We start from the raw sequence: 19,430 nt of genomic DNA, 5'->3' as shown, positions 1-19,430 counted from the left end.
TTGACTGCTGCCTTAGCGATCACCGCGAGTCGATCGCTCGCTGAGCGTCGCCGGCGCGTGGGGCCGTGCGCCGGCTATGAGGCGCCGGCGGGAAGGGGATCTGCTGGTCGCCGTGTGAGCGGCTGTCCTGCGTGGTCTCCCTCGTATACACGGGACAGGCCAAGACACCCGGTGGGCGAGCAGGGGCTTGTGAAGCCCGCTCCCGTCCACCGAGCGCCTCAAGCTACGAGCGCGGCTGAGTCCGCAGCGCAAGCGGCGTCAGCGTCACCAGTTGCGGTTTCCGTCGTGGCGGTTCGAGTCGCCGTCATGGCGGTAGGAGTCGTGGCCGCTCCGGTACGAGTTGTGGGCCCAGGGTCTGCAGCACGCCGACGGCACACTGACGACCAGCGGTTTCCTCTCGGCCGTCGTGCTGATGGCCTCATCGCCGTCGAGGCCCGCGCGGTCCAGCCGAAGAGCCACCAGGAACAGCAGGGTGCCGCCCAGGGCGGTGGTCGCATCGCCGCAGGAGAAACGGCCTCAGGCGATCCCGAGCTCCACATCGCGCAGGGCGCGTGGGGCGAGGCCGCGCTCGGAGTGGATGTGGGCCACGATCCGCGCGCGGTCCGACGAAAGCACCTCGATCCCCAACCCTTGGCGCCACAGCGGCACTTCGAGCCGTGGCCCGGCGGCGCTTGCTTCTCGATCTACCGGACCACAAGTCCCGCAGGACGGTGACTGACTCCCGGACGTGGATCCGGCCGTAGTCGAAGTCGAGCTGCTGTCCGCTGCACCCAGGGGTGTCTTGTCCGTGGACAAGAACAAGGGTGCGAGCTGGGCCGGGTGCCAACGCCGCGTCGGGGTCACCGCCCTGGCCGGGGACTCCTCCCCTAACCTGTGCCTGTGACCAAGAGTCCTGCGCATGCTCGGCCTCGTCGCGGACGACGCCCACGAGGTCACCCGTCGCCCGCTGCCCGATCCCGCCCGATGACCTCCTGCACCTGAAGCGCGGCCCTGTGCGGTGCTACGCCGGCGGCGACGAGGAACGCGGTTGCCGCAGCCTCGCCAGTGGGGTCAGCCCACGGGTATGCGGCGTTCTCCTCGGCGAGGGCCACCATGAGTGCCTCCAGTGCTTGAGCGAGGACGGGTGCCGGAAGGTGGTCCGCGAAGACGCCTTCGCGCTGACCGCGCCGTAGGGTTGCGACGGCTTCCGCGCGGGCCGGTGCCAGGGCGGTGCGGATCTCGTCCTCTCCCTGATGGCGCCGTCCCAAGGTGATGAGCATGCGGTAGTGGTCGCCCACCGTCCATGCCGCCAGCACCATCCGTGTCACCGCCTGGCTCGGGTCGGCATCCGCGGTACGGGCTCTGGCGAACGCCTGCCGGAGTTCATGGCCTGCTTCCTGTGTCAGGTCGGCGATCAGCGCGTGCCGGCTGGAGAAGTGTCCGTAGAGGGTGCGCCGGGCGACGCCGGCCGCCTGCGAGATGCTGTCGAGACTCGCGTCCGGGTCCTCCATCAGTTTCCGCCGGGCGGTCGCGAGGATGCGTCGGCGGTTGGAGTGAGCATCCCTGCGCTGCACAGTACGGCCCGGGGTGTCGGTCGTCTGCATGGCTCTTTCTCTCCACGACTGCCCGAAAGCCGTGGGCGCCGGTGCTCCTCACGCACCGGCGCCCACTCACCCCTGCCCAGGGTGGTTTGTTGTCCTGCTGACGGGCGTCAGGGGACGAGGATGAGGCGGATCGGGTCGCCGATCTTGTTCTCCAGTCGGTGGAGGGCGTCGGCGGCCTCGATGAGGGGGATGTGGTCGGTGATGGAGGGGGCCAAGTCGAGCCGTCCGGCCGCGGTCAGCTGCACCAGCTCGGAGACGGACTCGGGGGAGCCGCCGTAGTGCCCGCGGACCTGCTTCTGCAGGTAGTTGAAGGTCAGGCCCTCGGTGATGGTGAGCGGCCTCGGCGTGATGCCCACCAGGATCAGGGAGCCGCCCAGGCCGAGCACGGAGGCGGCCTGGTCGCGGACGGCGGGTACGCCGGCGCAGTCGAAGGCGAAGTCCAGGCCGCGTCCGCCGGTGGCCGCGCGGACCTGGTCGGCGAAGTCGGGGGCCGCCGGGTCCAGGGCCACGTCCGCGCCGAAGGCCAGGGCGCGTTCGCGGGCGCTGGGCAGCGGGTCGACGGCGATGATCGGGGCGGCGCCGACCAGGCGGGCCAGGCGCACGTTGTGCGCGCCGACTCCGCCAACTCCCCAGACTCCGACGGACTGGGCGGCACGGACGCCCGCGGTGGCGACAACGGCGGCGTACGGGGTGGATACCGCGTCGGGGATGATCGCCGCCTGGTCGAAGGGCAGGCTGTCGGGGATGGGGATGAGGGTGTCCTCGCGGACGACCACGTACTCGGCCCAGCCGCCGTCGTAGTCGATGCCGGCGGTCAGCATCTGGGTGCAGGGCCGGCGGCGCACGCATCCGGCGCACGTGCCGCAGGTCTTGCCTGCCTCCAGGGTGACGCGGGTGCCGACGGGCAGGCGGCGCTTGAGGTCGGGGCCGAGCGTGTGGATCACACCGGAGACCTCGTGGCCGACGGTGATCGTGTCGGAGGTGGCAAACAGTGGGACGAGGGAGCCGTCGAGCAGGTGGACGTCGGAGAGGCAGACGCCCGCTGCCTTCACCTCGATGAGGACCTCGCCCGGGCCCGGCACGGGGATCGGAACCTCCTCCACGGCAAACTTCTTGCTGTCCAGGTGGAAGCGTCCGGCGAGCATGGTGTCCATGGTGATCTGCTTTCTGTGAACGGCACAGCCCGGTGGATGTTCGGGCCTGGAGTGCCATGGGTGTCTGAATGGCTGGTGGGGCCGGGAGGCGTGCGGGGAGGCAGGACGTCCGCACGCCTCCCGGCGGCTAGGGGCAGCGCGCCTTGACGGCGTGCGGCGGCGGTCAGGCGAAGACGTCCTGCTGGTAGCGCTCGTCCGCTTCGAGCTGGGCGAGCCACTGCTGGGCGGTCTCGTCGTCGCTGCCGGTCTTCTGGCGGTGGATGGCGGCGAGTGCCTCGCGGACGGCGGGGGCCATGCGGCGGCCGTCACCGCAGACGTAGATGTACGCGCCGTCTTCGATGACCTGCCACACCGTGTCGGCGGCATGGGCGATGGCGTTCTGTACGAACCGGGCCGTGTGGCCGGTAACCGCGGAGTAGGCGGTGTGGACCTGGGCGATGCCGGCCTGCTCCCAGTCCTGCATCTCCTGGCGGTAGAAGTAGTCGTGTTCCGGGTGGCGGCAGCCGACGAACACCTGCGACACGCCCACCTGGATGCCGTTCGCGTGCTGTGTCGCCCGCTCCTCCAGGAAGCCGCGCAGCGGTGCGATGCCGGTGCCGGGGCCGATGAGGATCAGCGGCGTGGCGGGGTCGGCCGGCGGGGCGAACGTGGGGGAGGGCACGCGGACGTAGCCGTAGACGACGTCCCCGGGCTCCAGGCCCGCGACGTAGGCGGAGCAGGTGCCGCGGTACTGGCCGTCGCCGGACAGTGCCGGGCCCTCCAGCAGGCCGACGGTCAGGCGTACATGGCGCGGGTTGGCGGACGGGGCGGAGGAGATGGAGTAGAAGCGAGGGCGGATGGGGCTCATCATCTCCAGGAAGACCGCGAGCGGCAGCTCGACGGCCGGGAAGCGCTCCAGCAGGCCCAGGACGGAGATGCGCTTGCCGAGGATCTCCTTCTGGTAGCGCTCCTCAACCTCCTGGGTGTCGGCGGTGTACGCCTGGAGCTGCGGCCGGGTCCACGGGCACTGGGTGTACTCGGCGAGCGTCTGGATCTGGGAGCGGGTGGCCACGTCCTGCAGCTCCAGGAACTCGGTGAGCAGGATGCCGGCGGTGACCGGGGTGCCGACCGGCAGGTGGGTGCGGCCACCGGCCGGCTGGTCGAGCCGGAGCACCTGGTCGTAGTCGACGCCGAGCCGCCTCAGGGCGCGCTCCACCAGGGCGAGTTCGTTCTTGGCGAAGACGGCCAGGTGGTTGCCGGTGTCGTAGGTGACGCCCTCGGGCAGCTCGAAAGTGATGGACTTCGCGGACGGGCGCGGCGGCTCGATACTGAAGTCCCACAGGCCGGTCGCGTCGGCCACGAGCTCCTCGTTGGTCACCACGGTGAGCGGGTACGCCTGCTCGGAGACGATGGCGGGGCGCACGTCGGACTCGGTGAGCAGCTGGACCTGGAAGCGCGGGCCGCTCGCCTGGGAGGTGTCGGCGGCGTACTCCTCGGCCAGAGTGGCCCAGAGGGTGTCCATCCAGCGAGTGGCCATGCCGTCGAAGTCACCGGCGGCGTCGGCGACGCCGCGCTCGACGACCGGGGTGGCGCCGGCGGCCAGCAGGCCCTCCTCGATCCGCTTGGGGAATGCCTGGAAGGTGGCCACCCACTGGGTGTTGCCGGCGCCCAGCAGCGCGAACCGCACGTTCGACAGCGAGCCCTCGGGCAGCCCGGCGGCGAGCAGGTCGTCGAACCGCTGGGCGTTGTCGGGAGCATTGCCGTTGTAGCTGGCGGCGACGACGACGAGCAGGCCCTCGGTGGGCAGGTGGTCGCCCAGCTCGTCCAGGCTCATCAGGGTGGTGCCGAAACCGGAGCGCTCACCGCGGTCGGCGATGGTGCGGGCCAGGTCCTCACACGAACCCAGGCTGGAGCCGTACGCCACCGTCAGGTTCACACCCACACCGCTGACCGCGGCCTGGGCCTGGGTGTCGTCTGTCCTCAGGTCCACGGCACCGAAGACGTTCCGCTCGTGCTCCTTGCGGCGGCGCACGACCAGTTCGAAGTCGCCGGGCTTGCGGGTCAGCGCCTCCTTGACGTCCATCTTGTAGTCGGCCGTGTCGGAGAACTTGAACTTCTGCAGCACCAGCGCCAGGACCAGGCGGGCCTCGGTGAGCGCGAACTGCCGGCCGATGCAGGCACGCACGCCGTTGCCGAACGGCTTGTAGGCATGCGGGTGCTGCTTGGCGCGGTTCTCCGGCAGCCACCGGTCGATGTCGAACTCGTCGGGACGGTCCCATGCCTTGGGGTGGGTGTGCAGGGGACCCTCGAGGATGTTGACCCGCGTGCCCTTCTTCAGCTGGTAGCGGCCGCCGATGACGGTGTCCTCATGCGGCGCCTTGCCGATCAAAGGGATGGGGGCCCACAGCCGCAGGGTCTCGTCCAGGATCCGCGGGATGACGTCCATCTGCATGATCGTGTCGTAGTCCGGGACCGTGTCGCCGGGCATCAGCCGGTCCACCTCGGCGTAAGCCTGAGCCAGCACGTGCGGGTTGCGCATCAGCGAGTAGGTGGCGAACGACAGCAGGCCGCTGGTGGTCTCGTGGCCGGCGATCAGGAACGTCAGCACCTGGTCGCGGACGTTGTCGTCGGTCAGCGCCTTGCCGGTGTCCGGGTCGGTGGCCTCAAGCATCAGACCCAGCAGGTCCTCCTCACCGCCGCCCTTCCCCTCGCGGCGCTCCTTGATCACGCTCTCGACCAGGTCCTGCATCAGCCGGATGTTGTCGCGGTACTTCCGGTCGTCCGCCTTGCGCAGCTTGGTCATCATCGGCAGCTCCTGCGAGCGCCGCAGCGACTCGATCAGCGTCTCCAGCAGCGCGTTGAGGAAGGGGTGCAGCTCATCCTTGTCGAAGGAGTCGAACCGGTAGCCGAACCCCGACAGGGCGATCGTGTCCAGCGTCAGCCGGGTGTAGTCGTCGGTGATCTTGACCGGCTTCCCCTCCCTGGCCTCCCACTTGCCCGCCAGGTTCTGGGCGATCTCCAGCATCTGCCCGAAGTAGCCCTTCATGGCCCGCTGGCTGAAGGCCGGCAGCAGGATCCGGTGCGCCCTGCCCCATTCCTCTTCGTGCTGGTGCGCGGTGAACAGGCCCGCGTTCAAGAAGTCCCGGACATGGGCCAGCGGCGTCTTGTCGATCTGCTTGAAGAACCGCGTCTCGTCGCTGACCTCGGCCACCAGGTCCGGGTCATAGACGAAGACCTGCTCGATGCCGGCGATGTCCATGCCGTAGATGCCCTCGGGGAACTGCTTGGACAGTTCGGCGAAGTACTCGAACGGGTTGGTGGCGGGGATCTGCGGCGTGTGGCCGAGCAGGGGGACCCCGCGGGGGGACCGGATGGGACGCAGGTCGGTCTCGGGCTGCGTGGTCATGGCTGGCTCCTCTGCGTGGAGGGGGATGGGCAAGGGCGCGCTGCCCACACGTATGCCGTGGTGGCGCCGTACGGAAACATACATCGTATGGAAATGAAACCGTACGTGGTATGGAAAGTGATCGCAACCCCGGGTCTCCAGGTGGGGCTGTGGTGAAGCTCATTTCCATACTCCGTACGGAACTGGTACCGTACGAGGTATGGAAAAGAAGGTGAGACGCCCCCCGCGGGGAACGAGGAAGAGAGACGTGCCTCTGACGGAGGCCGGGATCTACGCCGCCGCCCTGCGGCTCATCGACGAGGACGGGGTCGAGGCGCTCACCATGCGCAAACTCGCCACCGCGCTCGACGCGAACCCGATGTCGCTGTACCACCACGTGCCGAACAAGGAAGCCGTGCTGCGCGGCGTGACGAGAATGGTCGGAGCGCAGTTCCGCACCGTGACACTGGAGGACGCGCCCTGGCAGGAGCGGATCCGCCTGCTCGCCACGGACTTCCGGACCCTGGCGCACCGTCACCCTAAGCTGCTGGCGTACTCGTTCAGCCACCAGCCCGACTTCATCCAGTCCAACGACCCGTTCTGGACCACCCTCACCGCCATCGTGGCCGCTGCCGGCGTGCCGCAGTCAGAGGTCTCGGAGATCGCCGCGCTGATGGTCGCCGTCGTCATCGGTGTCCTCACCGCAGAACTGAACGGCGCACTCAACCAGTGGTCGACCCTCACGTCCCACGGCCCTGAAGCCGGCGAAGACGGGGCCGACGCAGACCCTGGCTCTACGAGTGCGGCCCCTGAAGGCCCTGACCAGGACTACATGTTCCGCCTCGTGATGGACACGCTGATCATGGGCCTGGAAAGCCGCCTCACCGCCGGTCGTGACGGCGCCCGTGCCGGCGGCCATTGAGCCAGTCAGCTGAGACGCTGTGCCCCGGGCGTCGGCGCCTGAGGCGCGCCCGCATTCGGGCGCCAGCCTGATAGCGCCCGCATTCGGGCGCTATCAGGCTGCAACACACGGGAGCCCCCCCGTCACATCGGGTGAGACCGCCCGGCGGGGTGGTCCATGGTCGTTGGCTTGTTCCCGCCGGCCCTGGTCGTCACCGCCCTGCTCTACCGCCGGGGTGCGCCCCAGCAGAACGAGAACGCCGTACCTGTCGTGCGCATGTAGCGAGACAGGCAGTGCTGCGAGGGCCCCCCTTCGAGGGGGGCGGATGTCCCAGCGCGGCTGCGACTCGGGATCTATCAGCGGAAGGTGTACCAGGTGGAAGATCGAACAGATCCGCGTCTATTGCGCAGTCGTCCGGCCATGGTCGCGGCGGCCACCGCGTTGCTCACGGAAGGTGGGCTGGAGGCCGTGACACATCAAACGGTTGCGGCTCGTGCCGGCGTCGGCAGGGCAACCGTCTACCGCCACTGGCCGAGCCTTCTCCACCTCCGCCTGGCCGCGCTGGAGGTCGGCATGCCCCCTCTCCCCCCGGTACCCGAGGAGCTTCGGGCCGCTTCGGGCAACGATCCGCGAGCGGAGCTCATTTACCGTCTGAACGTGCTCGCCGAGCGTTGGGACGACGAGCAATCGGGGGCCGTCCTTGCCGCGGTCCTTGGGGGCTCACGGCACGACGAAGTTATGCGCCGCCTCCGGGAGTCACTGCTGAACCAGATCGCCGACGCCCTGCGTCCCGCGGTTACCACAGCCGTCGAGCGCGGCCAGCTCCGGCCCGACGTCACCCCCGAGATGTTCGCCATGGCCACGGCCGGGCCGCTGTCCTCGAGCGCTTCTTCGTCGGGAACCACCTGGGGCGCGACACCGTGAACGCCGTCGTGGACGCCGCTTTGCGAGGTGTAGCGGCTTGCGGCCACGAAGCAAGCCAGGCCATCCGTCCGACAGGTCTGCGCCCCGCAGGTGCGGGCTCCCGTCAGGCTCCCAAAGCCGTGGTGCTGGGGACCACCAAGTACATCGACGCAGCCTTCGGCCGGTACACGCCGAAGGTCAGGAGATCCGCGACGAGGACGTTGCGTGGCTGTCCCCGCTCATCACCAGAACTTCGACGTGCTGTCCGCGCCAATGCCACCCACGGACACGGTCCGACCACTGTCCTCGATGAGACAGCGGGAAATCGCACGGGCCGTCGCGGGCACGGCGGGTCCGTACCCCGGGTTCGGCGAACCGGTGCCGGGCACCACGACCGACAACGCCGCGACCACCTCGCCGCCGTCACGCACCGGCGCGGCCACGGTGCTCACCTGCCAAGGACGGCTCTGGTGGCCGACAGCGTGATCGCCGCGCCGTACCTCCGCCAGCACGCGACGCAGGGCGGCGGGGGTGCGGATGTCGTCGTCGCCGTGCTCCGGCGTGTAGGCGGTGATGGCCTGCTCCGGGACGGCCGGCGGTGCGAAGGCGTTCTCAATGACTTCATTGGGTCTTGATCCTGGTGCTTTGAGTCATCCGGGAAGGGTCATCGAAAGGGCTGTCCCCGGATTCAGAGGGTGCCCGGCCGACGGGAGCAGTCGAGGCCGCCACTGCCGGCCCGGGGCCATCACGGAGATGGGGCCAACGGGGGTTGCCGGACAGAGGGCGTCCTTGGTCTCAGTGATCGACGCTGTACAGGTCGTGGTGCTAGTGAACCGGCTCGTCACGGTCTCCACCCGCGGTTGCCGGGGCCCGGTCACGCAGGGCAGAGTCGTCCTTGGGCCGGGACGGCATGCTGTCCGAGAGGGCCGCCGGATACCGGCCCTTCCGGCCGCGTCACTCGTCGCAGGCCGGCCGTCAGCGCAAGGGTGAGTCCAAGATCGGCGTCAGGAGGGTCTCGTCGAGGCCGACGATCTGGCTAATGTCGAAGCCCTCCATGTCCGCCCGGAATTCAGGTCTCGACAGGTATGCGTCCTGCCGAGTGATTCGAGAGAGCGGTGCCCAGGAGCCAGGAGCAGGCTGGGTAGGGGAGGTGTGTTGCCGTGGCGCACTACGAAGCCATTTCGGTCGCCGAGGGTGCGGCAATGCTGGAAGCTCTCTTCCACGAGTCGCCGACTGGCCTGATGGTCTTGGACAGGGAGTTGCGCATCCTACGGATCAGCGCCAGCACGCCCGTCCTACGTACAGCACCCCCAGAAGAGATCATTGGCCGGCACTTCACCGAGGTGTATGACATTTCCGGGCCCGGTGAGGTCGAGGCGATGCTGCACGGCGTGCTGGAGCGCGGCGCGCCCATACGGGGACGACTGGTCGGGGCACGTCGGAAGGGCGCGCGGGGACCGGAGTGCCAGTTCCGCGTTTCGGCATCTCGCCTTGAGGACGGGCAAGGGAAGATCTTGGGGGTGCTGGCGGAAATAGTCGATGTCACCGAACGTGAGAAGGTACGCACCCGTCTGCGCGTGCTTGGATCGGTGCGCGAGCGCACGGGGCGGACCCTCGATGTGGTAGCCACCTGCGAGGAACTGGTGCAGGCGGTGGTACCGGATCTTGCCGACATCGCCGTGGTGGAAGTCGTGGACGCAGTGGTGCGCGGCGAGGAGCCTCCGCCGAGTCCTCTTGGACGGGATGTGCCGCTGCGTCGTGCAGCCGTCGGCCGCAGTGGCGGCGAAGAGCAGGTGCAGGCACATCCGGTGGGTGACGTGCGCTCCCTTCCGTTTCCGACGCCTTACGCGCAGACTCTGACGGACCTCAAGCCCCGACTCGTCGCCCTGGGCCCCGAAACGCCTTGGCTGGCGGCCGTCCCACCGCGCGCCGAGGTGATCCGCGCCTCCGGCGCCCACAGCCTCATCACCACACCCCTGACACTGCGGGGAACCGTGCTGGGGCTGTTGAGCCTATACCGCACCGACCAAGCCGACGTGTACGACCAGCGCGACGTCACCCTCGCCGTCGCAGTGGCCGCTCACACTGCGCTGTGCATCGACAACGCCCGCCGCTACACCCGCGAACACACCATCGCCTTGACCATCCAGCGCCATCTACTGCTTCCGCAGCCTGCCACGGGGACAACCGTTGAAACCGCGCACCTGTACGTGCCCTCCGACGTGGGCGGAGGCGGCAGTTTCGACACCTTCGCCCTCTCCGGCGGCCGTACCGCAATGGTGGTCGGTGAAGTAGCCGGTCAAGGCATCCATGCGGTCACCACCATGGGACAGATACGGACCGCCACGCATTCCCTGGCCGCGCTCGGCCTAGAGCCTGACGAACTCCTCGCCCGCCTCAACGACACCGCCATCAGCCTGGCCCAGGAGCGCGCAGTGCTGCCGCCCGACGATCCCATGCCGCTCACGGGAAGCTGCGCGTACGCGGTGTACGACCCACTCGCCCAGACCTGCACCATCGCCCTGGCCGGTCACCCGCCACCCGTGATCGCCCATCCCGATGGGAGCACCGAGATCCTGCACCTACCGAGCGGGCCTCCCCTGGGCAGTACCGAAGGACCCCCCTTCGCGGCGGGCAAGGTCCCCCTGACCGACGGCAGCGTCCTTGCCTTCTACAACCCGTCCCTGCTGTCCCAGTCCGCAGATGTCCTTCCACGGGTGCTGGCCCACACTGACCGGCCACTGCAGGATCTATGTGACGACGTGCTCTACCGGCTGGGTAACGACATCCGCCACAGCGAGGTGATCCTCCTCCTCGCCCGCACCCACCCATTCCCCGCGGACCAGGTCGCCGCGTGGCCTCTCGACCATCACCCCGAAGCCGTCGCCACGGCGCGTGCCCACACCCAGCAGCAGCTCACACGTTGGGGAGTGGACGAGGAAACCACCTACACCACCGAGTTGATCGTCAGCGAACTGATCACCAACGCCATCCGCTACGGCGCCCCGCCTGTGCACTTGCGGCTCATCAAGGACCGCACACTCACCTGCGAAGTCCGCGACAGCAATTCCCTCGCGCCGCGAGTACGCCACGCGAAGACCGTCGACGAAGGCGGCCGCGGCTTGTCGATCATCGCCCAGCTCACACAGAACTGGGGCGTCCGTTACTCCCCCCTCGACGGCAAGACCGTCTGGGCCGAGCAGACTCTCCCGCACGCGCCCTTGCCCTGCCCCCTACAGCGGCCATAGCGACACCGAGGTCGCCCCGATCGTCGCCGGCCGACCGTGCCGGACGAGAACGCGTCAGACCATCTGCGGCTGCTCGGCAGGTTATGACCGGCTCCGTCCTCGGCCAGGGATGGCGCCTGTCCAGCAACGGTGCAGCGGCTGGCGCCATTACCTGGGGAACTCCGCCACTGCCTTGCCGAGGTCGCGTTCGAGCTCACCGGGTGTTTGGAGGCCCCGCTTCGTGAGATAGTCCAGGCGCTCACGGCTTTCGGGCAGTGCAACCAGCCCGAGGAACATGGCCGAGTCGGATCGGACGTTCGCCGGCTGCGGCAGCGCGAGGTCATTGATCGCGTGCTTCGCGGCCCTGACCCCTGCGGGCGGGAAGCCAGCGATGCGCTTGGCCAGGCGCTCGACGAACCCGTCCAGTTCGGTGTCAGGCAGGGCTCGGTTGATCCAGCCATAGCGCTCTGCGAGGTCGGCGTCGAAGTCGTCGGCTCCGGTGACGGCCTCGATGGCGCGTGTTCTGCCGAGCCGCCGGGTCAGATGCTGGATTCCGCCGGCGCCGGGCAGGGCGCCGGTGCCGGACTCGAACTGCCCGAAGACCGCGTTCTCACGCGCAGCGAAAATCATGTCGCAGGCCAGGGCCAGTTCATTGCCGCCGCCACGGGCCCGGCCGCGCACCTTGGCGATGGTGATCACCGGGACTTGCGCCAGCTTGTACAGGAACATGCCGAGCGAGGCGTCACCAGGGCCCCCGGCCTTTGCGGCCTCTGCGGTGTACTGCGGGATCGCTGCGAGGTCCACGTGCGCCGAGAAGAATTCGGTTGAAGCGCTGTCGATGACGAGGACCCGCACACCCCCGGGGTCGGTGTCCAGCGCGTCGACGAGCGAGACCAGGTCACGGACGAGGTCGACACCGATGAGGTTGAGGGGGCCTGCATCGAGGGTGGCGAACAGGACGCCGGCCTCCTCTCGGGTCCGAATCGACGAGTAGGCGAAGTCCATGATCTTTCCTTCGTGGGGGAGGGAGGGGTGCTGGTCAAGGAGGAGGTTCTCCTGGATGACGTCGGCCACCGAGTGCTTTGTGTGACTCGAGTGCCTGCCAAGCCTCTCGCAGAAGCGGTTACACCGACTGCCGTACCGATTTCACCCGTTTGCACTGGGTGAGTCGGCTCGGTGAGGCGGGGCAGGCGGCGTCAAGCCCACCATCGTGCTGGTACACGGTGCCTTCGCCGACGGATCCAGCTGGAACGGGGTGATCACGCGCCTGCAGCAGGCGGGGTATCCGGTCATCGCTCCGGCGAACCCGCTGCGTGGACTGGCCAGTGACGCCGCGTACATCCACAGCGTGCTGAAGAGCGTGCACGGACCGGTCGTGCTCGTCGGTCACTCCTACGGCGGCTCCGTGATCAGCGAAGCTGCTGTCGGTGACGCCCATGTCAAGGCGTTGGTCTACGTCGCCGCCTTCGCCCCCGCTGAGGGGGAGAGTTCTCTGGAACTGTCCAACAAGTTCCCGGGGAGCACTCTCGGCCCCACCCTCAAGAACGTGCCTTTCCCCCTTCCGGGTGGGGGCACCGGCACCGACCAGTACATCAAGGCCGACAAGTTCCACGACCAGTTCGCCGCCGACGTGCCCAGGTCGGTGACCGACCTGATGGCCGCCACCCAGCGTCCCGTGGCCGCCTCGGCCCTCCAGGAGAAGGCCACCAAGGCCGCCTGGAAGACCATCCCCTCCTGGACTCTGATCACGACCGAGGACCGCAACATCCCGTCGGCCTCACAACGCTTCATGGCCCAGCGCGCCCATGCGCACACCGTGGAGGTCAAAGCCTCCCACGCTGTCGCGGTATCCCAGCCGGGCGCGGTCACCCGGCTGATCGAGCATGCCTCCCAGGCCGCCGGCACCACGACAACCGCGGCCGATCCTTCCGGCCCGACCCTCGCGAACACCGGCTCAGGGCGGCAGACCACGCACGCCATCACCCTCGGCAGCGCAGCCGCCGTGTCGGTGGCCGCAGGCTCGGTCGTCATCCTCCTTGGTCGCCGGTGGCGATCGGAGAACAGCGGTCGCTGAGGCACTACTACGGCCCCGCCCGCCGTTAGGGGACGGCCTGGTCCCGCTCCGTCGACCGCGTCGTCTCCTTCAATGGCCACAGCCAGGCTTCTGCCGGCAGACACAGGGAGTAGCGAGCGGTCGTCGGGCGCTGGGCAGTAGACCACAAAGCGCCACCAGCGCCTGGAGACGTACGCCCCTGTCCCGGGGAGGCAGGTAGGTGGCGAACGGGGTGATCACGGCGAGTGCGCTCTCCAGCACACGGTCACGCAACCGCCTGCGCAGTGCCACCACGACGGCGGCGCAGGCGGCGCCGATCGCGACCCCGCCCGCGTAGGCCAGCAGGAAACGTGCGGCGGTCCCCGGCAGGTGACGGCCTGTCCTTGAACCGCGACCCCCACGACCACCGCGTAGCGCGGTGCCGTCGTTGATCAGGCTCTCCGCCCGGAGGACGGTCCGGATCCTGCGGGGCAGCAGCCGGGCGACCGCCTGCACGGCGATGCCGTCGGTGGGGGCGACGACTGCGCCCAGGGCGAAGGCGAGCGGCCAGGCGAGGCCCAGCGCGTGCCCCACCCCGGCCACGGCGGCAGCGGTGGCCAGCACCAGGCCGGTCGAGAGCAGCACGATGCCGCGCAGATTCGTCCGGATCTCGCGGAGCGAGGTGGTCAGCGACCCCCAGTAGAGCAAGGGTGGCAGGAACAGCAGCAGAACGACCGGGGACGGCAGGGACGGCGTGCGGAACTCGGGGGTGAGACCGATCAGGCGGCCAGCCGCCACCAGCAGGACCGGCTCGTTCCAGCGCAGGCGGCGCGCCAGCCAGGCCATGGCAGGCACGGCCACGAGAATCACCACGATGACTTCCAGGCACCGCATGGGACACAGCCTTCCCGACGTGGGCAGCCGCCCCTGCCCCTGATGGTTCAGCCCTGGGCGAGTTCGGTCAGGGCATCGCGCCGGGTGGGCGTCCAACCGAGCTCACGGCGCGCCAGGGCGCCGCTGAACTGCTGGTCGAGGGCGAAGGCCTCGGCGATCGGACCCATCCGCCGTACGGCCTCCTCGACGGTCAGCGGCTCGATCCGGTCCGGGCATCCTGCGGCGCGGCTGAGGGCCCGCGTGACATCCGCCAGGGGAAGGTTCTGACCGCCGACCCCGGCGTACACGGAGCCGGCCGGGGCGTTCAGGGCGAGGACGTACAGCTCGGCGATGTCGTCGACATGGACCAGCGCCCAGTGGTTGGTGCCGTCCCCGATGCAGGGCACGGCACCCGCGGCGCGCCCCGGCTCGACGAAGAACGACTGTGCAAGTCCGCCGGAGCGGCCGTAGACCAACCCTGGCATCACCACCACCGGGTGCTCTCCGGCGGCAGCCCGGGCGAGCACACGCTTCTCGTTCTCCAGCCGCCAGGCGGTGATGCGCGGCGGGCTCAGCGGAGCATCCTCGTCGACGACCCCGTCGGTGTCGCCGTACACCCACACCCCGCCCGTGTGCACATAGGGACCGCTCCCCACCCCCTCCTGCAGCGCCTCGGCCGCCGCGCGGTCGATGTCCGCCGTGCCCTCGGCGTAGTCCACCCCGAGGTGGATGACCCCGTCGGCCCCGCGGGCCGCCTCATGGAGGACGTCGGTGTCGGTGAGCGCCCCCACAAGCGGGGTGGCACCGAGGTTTGCCACGATGCGCGCCGCGCGCTCGCTGCGCGCCAGCGCCGTCACGGCGATGCCGTGCCCGGTCAGTGCCCGGATCGTGGAGCGGCCGATGTAACCGGAGCCACCTGTGATGAAGATCTGCATCGCTCTCAGGGTCCTTGTCGGTGGAGGAGCGGCGGGGAATGCCGCCGCTCCTCCACCCTGGCCGCGTGCCGCGGCCGACGTCCAAGACTTCTTCTGTCAGCGGTGAGGCCCTCAGGGCATCAGCGCTGGGCAGCGGCGATGTCGGCGAACTCCGAGAGCAGTGGGGAGCGACGGCCGGCGCTCCAGGCAAGGCAGACCTCGTTCGGGCCGATGTCATCTATGGGCACATGCGCGACATCGGTGTGGATGTAGTAGGTCGCGGTGGACAGCGGGAGGACAAGGACGCCCCCGGACGTCGCGACGTGTTCCAGTTTCTCCTCGACGGTGGCGAACGAGGGCCGCGGTCCGGCTTCCTCGTCGCCGGTCCGCTCGGGGAGGTCACGCCACTCGGGGACGGCGTCAGGGTCCTGCAGCAGCCGCTCGGGTGCCAGATCCGCGATGACGATGGACTCCTTGTCCGCCAGCCGGTGGCCCGCCGGCACTACGGCGACGCGGGGCTCCCGGAAGAGCGGGCGCAGCTCCAGGCCGCGATGGTCGATGGGCAGCCGTACGTAGCTCACGTCGAGAAAACCCTCGTGCACGCCTTGGACCTGGTCGCTCCAGGAAGTGCGCACCACCTGCACACTCAGCTCGGGATGCCTGGCGGAGAAGGCGCGCACCGCGCCGGTCACGGTGATACCGGGCATGAAGCCGACCGTGAACGCCGTAGATCCTTTGGCGGCCTGCTGGACCCGGCGGTACAGGGCCTGCGCGCCAGCCAGCAGAGGGCGGGCATCTTCCAGCAGTTGGCGGCCGGCGGCTGTCAGCTCGGTGGTCTGCTTGTTCCTGGTGAACAACTGCGCGCTCAGCTCCTTCTCCAGCGCGCGGATCTGCCGGGACAGTACCGGTTGCGTGATGTGCAGCCGCTCGGCGGCACGGCCGAAGTGCAATTCCTCGGCCACGACCGCGAAGTAGCGCACCTTGCGCAGATCGACATCCACGACATCTCCCACCGTGCACAGGCTCTGCCCAGCCTAGTTCCTCCGGACCCTGTCGTCGGGGAGATCATTTGAGAGGCTTGGTCAACCCTGAGCACCTGCCGCGCCGGCTACATCACCGGCGCGGTTCTCGAGGCACGCGGCGGAAGCCTCGCGATCGGCTGACACCGCGCTGCCCGTCGCCCGCTGACCGATCTCGCCGCGGTCCATGACGAAGCCGCCACCGAGCGCCTGGTCGGCAAGCCATCCTGATTCCCGCCTGATCGAATTTCCAGCTGCCAGTCGCCTCCACGGTGTCACGCTGGGGGCGCTCTTCGGGACGCCCCCAGCGGGCTCCGGCACGCGGCCCGTCGTGTTCGCCCCGCGAGTCCGCAATGGTCAGCCGACTGTCAGCCGGGTGTGGGTGCGAGACGGAACACCGGCCAGCCGATCTCGGTACGCCAGGCTGTCGGATCCGGGTTGTCGCGAGGGCCGACGAGATAGGTCTCGTGCACTGGACCGTCAACCGAGAGGGCGTTGTCGACCACCCAGGCGCCGAGGCGGCCGTAGGTGACGTCGATGTCGTCATGCGGTCCGGGATGGACGACCACGGCAAGTTCGCCGGCCGGGAGACCCACCGGTCGCACCCGGCCTCGGGTCGGCGGGTTGGCCACAGGCCGGTAGACCATCGCCGTTCCCCGGCCGCGAGTGAACAGCTCGTTGGCGTAGCACCCACCCGGCGGCCCCAACGCCGGCAGACCGGCGACAGCGGCGTCGAGTTCGGCCATCGCCGCGTCGTACCAGGAGAACACCTCCTCGTAACCGACGTCGTCCTCGACCCCGGCGACCGTTCTGGCTGCCACCGGGCGGAGCTCGACCTGCAGGCCTCCGTCGTCGGGGCGTAGCAGGTTTCGCAGAGAGGTCACAGCGGCTCGGGTCCGGTCCAGTTCGGCCTCTAGCCGCTGCAAGTGGTCACCGACCAGGTCCGCGCGCTCTGCCGCGTCCTCGGTGGCGAGGATTTTGGCCACGGCGGCCAGCGGCACGTCCAGTTCACGCAGCCGGTGGATGACCTGAGCGGTAGGGATCTGGTCGCCGGTGTAGCAGCGGTAGCCACTGACGGGGTCCACCGAGGCGGGCTCCAGCAGCCCTGACTCGTGGTAGCGACGCAGGGTCCGCACGCTCAGGTGGGTCAATTGCGCGAACTCGCCGATCGTCAATCCGCAGGACATTCCCCCAGTGTGCATCCGCCGGGCTCGGTGCGCTTGACCCTCCCCCTGGGAGAGGCCCCATCGTGATCGACATGGGCCACCTGCCCGACCCGACCACGCCGCTCGCGACGCGGACCTCCCGCAGGAGCGATGGCTCCCGCTCTCGGGCCCCTGAGACTCGTCACCATCACGAACGGATCATGCAGTGCCTCTCACACTCGGACTCATCGGCAGCGGAGCGATCCGCACGGCCCTCGCCCGCCTGGCCGTCGCCGCAGGGCTCGACGTCGTCCTCAGCAATTCACGAGGACCCGAGACCCTCAGCGAGCTCGTCGACACCCTGGGCAGTCACGCCCGCGCGGCCACCCCGGCCGAAGCGGCGCAGGCCGGCGACCTGGTGGTGGTGACCGTCCCGCTGACGGCCCTCGACCGGCTCCCCGCGGACGCGCTGAACGGCAAGATCGTCCTGGACACGGGGAACTACCACCCCCAGCGCGACGGCCAGACGGCCGAGCTCGACAATGACGAGATCACGTCCAGCGGCCTGCTGCAGCGCCAGCAGGAGACCGGCCACCCGCTGGACCTCCTCGGATACGACGCGGTGGACATCGGCATGCTCGCGGACAGCTGGCGGAGCGAGCCGAACAACCCCGTCTACGTCGAGCCCTACCCCGGGGTGGCGCCCGAGGGGCTGGAGCCGAAGGAATGGTGGGTGTGGTCCCTGGAGGACCCCGGCACCCCCGTCGGTGCGGCGCAGGTCCGTGAGCTGGTCGCGAGCGCGGAACGGGGGCTGGTCGCGAGCGCGGAACGGGGGCCGTCGCGTGCCGGCCTCCTGCCGGCAGGACTCACCCTTTAGCCGGGCCTCCCCCCCCCACCCGATCAACTCACATAAGGCACCCCATGACCGACAGCACCGTTCGTATCGACATCGCCGACCTGCCCGCGGCCGTCCGGCAGTTCGTGGCCGCGCTCGACGCCCGGGACACCGCCGCGGTGGCCGGGATCCTGACCCCGCAGGCGAGCGTGACCGACGAAGGCCGTACCCACACCGGCATCCCCTCGATCACCGAGTGGATCGCCGACACCGCTTCCGCGTTCACCTACACCACCACACCGGTGGCCGCCGAGCGCGCCGGCACCGACCGGTTCACCCTCAGCCAGCACCTGGAGGGCGACTTCCCCGGAGGCAGCGTCGACCTCCACTACCGCTTCACCCTCGAGGGCGCACTGATCAGCAACCTGGTCATCACCCCCTGACCTCGGAGGAACTCATGAAGACATGGGTTCGTCACCGGCGGTACCGGTGGTTTCGGCAGGGCTTACGCCGACGTCGCGCTGGAGCTGGGCGACAACGTCGTACTGACTGCCCGCAGGCCCGGGCTGCTGAAGGAATGGGCCGACCTGCACGGTGCCGAGGCGCGTGAGCGGATCCTGCTGCTGGAACTGGACACCACCGACTCCCAGCAGGTCCGGGACACGGTCCGGGCCGCGGAAGCGCACTTCGGCGGGATCGATGTGCTGGTCAACAACGCCGGCCGCGGTTGGTACGGATCGGTGGAGGGCTCCCCGGAGGCGGATGTACGCCGTTCCTTCGAGCTGAACTTCTTCTCCGTCGTCGACCTCGTCCGCGCGGTGCTTCCCGGCATGCGGAAGCGGCGCAGCGGATGGATCGTCAACATGTCCTCGGTCGCCGGGATCGCGAGCGTGCCCGGTTTCGGCTTCTACAGTGCCGCGAAGTTCGCAGTGGAGGGCATGACGGACGCGCTGCGCGCCGAGGTAGAGCCGTTCGGCATCCAGGTCCTCGCCGTGGAGCCGGGTGCCTTCCGCACCCAGGCCTATGCCGGCTTCGCCGACGAGCCGGTGACCGAGACCGTGGAGGCCTACCGGGCGTTCGTGGAGACGGTGCGGGTGGCCATGGTCAGTCAGGACGGCCGCCAGCCCGGCGATCCCCATCGCGGGGTCAGGGCGGTGATCGACGCCATGGCGCAGGACTTTCCGCCCCGCCGCATCGTCCTGGGCAGCAACGGCTACGACGCCGTCCACGACCATCTGCGCGACGCCCTGGACGAACTGCGCGCCCAGGAGACCGCCTCCCGGTCCGCGGACTTCCCCGAAGCGGCCTAGAGGGCCCTGCGTCGCATCCCTCCCTCAGACATGCCGGTGATCCTGGCCTACCCAGGCCCGCGCGCGCAGGGCCGCCCGGCATGGGGCGAGCAGCGTCGACGTGTGGCCGATCCCACGGAGAATCATGGCTTGATCGGCAGCTGGGCGGGTACCTGCGAGGGGATTTTGTG

At 69.4% G+C, this 19,430-nt stretch carries 16 protein-coding genes and 1 pseudogene; 7 read left to right on the top strand and 10 right to left on the bottom strand.

The features are described from left to right. Positions 1-264 precede the first annotated feature (264 nt). The 4 genes from N8I86_RS00550 to N8I86_RS00535 form a co-directional block, all read right to left on the bottom strand. On the bottom strand, positions 265-459 hold the full coding sequence (locus N8I86_RS00550; RefSeq protein WP_263276711.1) for a hypothetical protein: 195 nt from the start codon (positions 457-459) through the stop codon (positions 265-267). Between the two features lie 473 nt (positions 460-932). Next, entirely contained in the window at positions 933-1,583 is a 651-nt protein-coding gene (locus tag N8I86_RS00545) for a TetR/AcrR family transcriptional regulator (protein ID WP_263276710.1), read from the bottom strand. A 107-nt stretch (positions 1,584-1,690) separates the two neighbouring features. Further along, complete coding sequence (locus N8I86_RS00540) at positions 1,691-2,737, bottom strand: zinc-binding dehydrogenase (RefSeq protein WP_263276709.1); 1,047 nt, start codon at positions 2,735-2,737, stop codon at positions 1,691-1,693. A 163-nt stretch (positions 2,738-2,900) separates the two neighbouring features. Further along, entirely contained in the window at positions 2,901-6,122 is a 3,222-nt protein-coding gene (locus tag N8I86_RS00535) for a bifunctional cytochrome P450/NADPH--P450 reductase (protein ID WP_263276708.1), read from the bottom strand. A gap of 199 nt (positions 6,123-6,321) precedes the next feature. Between N8I86_RS00535 and N8I86_RS00530 the strand changes: the two genes are divergently transcribed. Together N8I86_RS00530 and N8I86_RS00525 are read left to right on the top strand one after the other, a co-directional pair. Continuing rightward, positions 6,322-7,023 (top strand): TetR/AcrR family transcriptional regulator, encoded by a 702-nt coding sequence (locus N8I86_RS00530; RefSeq protein WP_263276707.1) that lies wholly within the window; start codon positions 6,322-6,324, stop codon positions 7,021-7,023. A gap of 345 nt (positions 7,024-7,368) precedes the next feature. Next, the gene (locus N8I86_RS00525) at positions 7,369-7,926 is read left to right on the top strand and encodes a TetR/AcrR family transcriptional regulator (RefSeq protein ID WP_263276706.1); all 558 of its coding nucleotides are present in this window, start codon (positions 7,369-7,371) and stop codon (positions 7,924-7,926) included. Between the two features lie 221 nt (positions 7,927-8,147). Here the strand turns inward: N8I86_RS00525 and N8I86_RS00520 are convergent, their stop codons facing one another. Next, entirely contained in the window at positions 8,148-8,480 is a 333-nt protein-coding gene (locus tag N8I86_RS00520) for an IclR family transcriptional regulator domain-containing protein (RefSeq protein ID WP_263280032.1), read from the bottom strand. Between the two features lie 585 nt (positions 8,481-9,065). Between N8I86_RS00520 and N8I86_RS00515 the strand changes: the two genes are divergently transcribed. Beyond that, the gene (locus N8I86_RS00515; RefSeq protein ID WP_317633580.1) at positions 9,066-11,153 is read left to right on the top strand and encodes an ATP-binding SpoIIE family protein phosphatase; all 2,088 of its coding nucleotides are present in this window, start codon (positions 9,066-9,068) and stop codon (positions 11,151-11,153) included. 147 nt (positions 11,154-11,300) lie between these two features. On the opposite strand, the gene N8I86_RS00510 is transcribed toward N8I86_RS00515, so the two are convergent. Further along, positions 11,301-12,206, bottom strand: a complete 906-nt coding sequence (locus tag N8I86_RS00510; protein ID WP_263276705.1) for an enoyl-CoA hydratase/isomerase family protein — start codon at positions 12,204-12,206, stop codon at positions 11,301-11,303. A 133-nt stretch (positions 12,207-12,339) separates the two neighbouring features. Between N8I86_RS00510 and N8I86_RS00505 the strand changes: the two are divergent. Beyond that, a pseudogene (locus tag N8I86_RS00505) lies at positions 12,340-13,029 on the top strand (alpha/beta fold hydrolase); the annotation flags it as partial. A 246-nt stretch (positions 13,030-13,275) separates the two neighbouring features. On the opposite strand, the gene N8I86_RS00500 reads toward N8I86_RS00505, so the two are convergent. The 4 genes from N8I86_RS00500 to N8I86_RS00485 form a co-directional block, all read right to left on the bottom strand. Next, positions 13,276-14,037, bottom strand: coding sequence for a cation:proton antiporter domain-containing protein (locus N8I86_RS00500; RefSeq protein WP_263276704.1), 762 nt, complete (start codon positions 14,035-14,037; stop codon positions 13,276-13,278). Between the two features lie 68 nt (positions 14,038-14,105). Then, positions 14,106-14,972, bottom strand: coding sequence for an NAD-dependent epimerase/dehydratase family protein (locus N8I86_RS00495; protein WP_263276703.1), 867 nt, complete (start codon positions 14,970-14,972; stop codon positions 14,106-14,108). Positions 14,973-15,091: 119 nt separating this feature from the next. Further along, positions 15,092-15,952 carry a LysR family transcriptional regulator gene (locus tag N8I86_RS00490; protein WP_263276702.1) on the bottom strand — a complete coding sequence of 287 codons (861 nt, stop codon included), beginning with the start codon at positions 15,950-15,952 and terminating at the stop codon, positions 15,092-15,094. A gap of 386 nt (positions 15,953-16,338) precedes the next feature. Continuing rightward, positions 16,339-17,145, bottom strand: a complete 807-nt coding sequence (locus tag N8I86_RS00485) for a MerR family transcriptional regulator (RefSeq protein ID WP_263276701.1) — start codon at positions 17,143-17,145, stop codon at positions 16,339-16,341. Between the two features lie 196 nt (positions 17,146-17,341). Between N8I86_RS00485 and N8I86_RS00480 the strand changes: the two genes are divergently transcribed. From N8I86_RS00480 to N8I86_RS00470, 3 genes are all read left to right on the top strand, one after another. Further along, the gene (locus tag N8I86_RS00480) at positions 17,342-17,992 is read left to right on the top strand and encodes an NADPH-dependent F420 reductase (protein WP_263276700.1); all 651 of its coding nucleotides are present in this window, start codon (positions 17,342-17,344) and stop codon (positions 17,990-17,992) included. A 44-nt stretch (positions 17,993-18,036) separates the two neighbouring features. Then, on the top strand, positions 18,037-18,393 hold the full coding sequence (locus N8I86_RS00475) for a nuclear transport factor 2 family protein (RefSeq protein ID WP_263276699.1): 357 nt from the start codon (positions 18,037-18,039) through the stop codon (positions 18,391-18,393). Positions 18,394-18,471: 78 nt separating this feature from the next. After that, positions 18,472-19,260 carry an SDR family NAD(P)-dependent oxidoreductase gene (locus tag N8I86_RS00470; RefSeq protein ID WP_317633641.1) on the top strand — a complete coding sequence of 263 codons (789 nt, stop codon included), beginning with the start codon at positions 18,472-18,474 and terminating at the stop codon, positions 19,258-19,260. Positions 19,261-19,430 lie beyond the last annotated feature (170 nt).

The organism is Streptomyces albidicamelliae (assembly GCF_025642175.1).
Lineage (GTDB): Bacteria > Actinomycetota > Actinomycetes > Streptomycetales > Streptomycetaceae > Streptomyces > Streptomyces albidocamelliae.
The sequence above is the reverse complement of the archived record's forward strand: the minus strand, read 5'-3'. Positions and strand labels throughout refer to the sequence as shown.

What these genes read in the sequence shown, in the direction of transcription:
- N8I86_RS00545 (WP_263276710.1), bottom strand. Translation starts at nt 1,583, where the DNA reads ATGCAGACGACCGACACCCCGGGCCGTACTGTGCAGCGCAGGGATGCT.
- N8I86_RS00540 (WP_263276709.1), bottom strand. Translation starts at nt 2,737, where the DNA reads ATGGACACCATGCTCGCCGGACGCTTCCACCTGGACAGCAAGAAGTTT.
- N8I86_RS00535 (WP_263276708.1), bottom strand. Translation starts at nt 6,122, where the DNA reads ATGACCACGCAGCCCGAGACCGACCTGCGTCCCATCCGGTCCCCCCGC.
- N8I86_RS00530 (WP_263276707.1), top strand. Translation starts at nt 6,322, where the DNA reads ATGGAAAAGAAGGTGAGACGCCCCCCGCGGGGAACGAGGAAGAGAGAC.
- N8I86_RS00495 (WP_263276703.1), bottom strand. Translation starts at nt 14,972, where the DNA reads ATGCAGATCTTCATCACAGGTGGCTCCGGTTACATCGGCCGCTCCACG.
- N8I86_RS00475 (WP_263276699.1), top strand. Translation starts at nt 18,037, where the DNA reads ATGACCGACAGCACCGTTCGTATCGACATCGCCGACCTGCCCGCGGCC.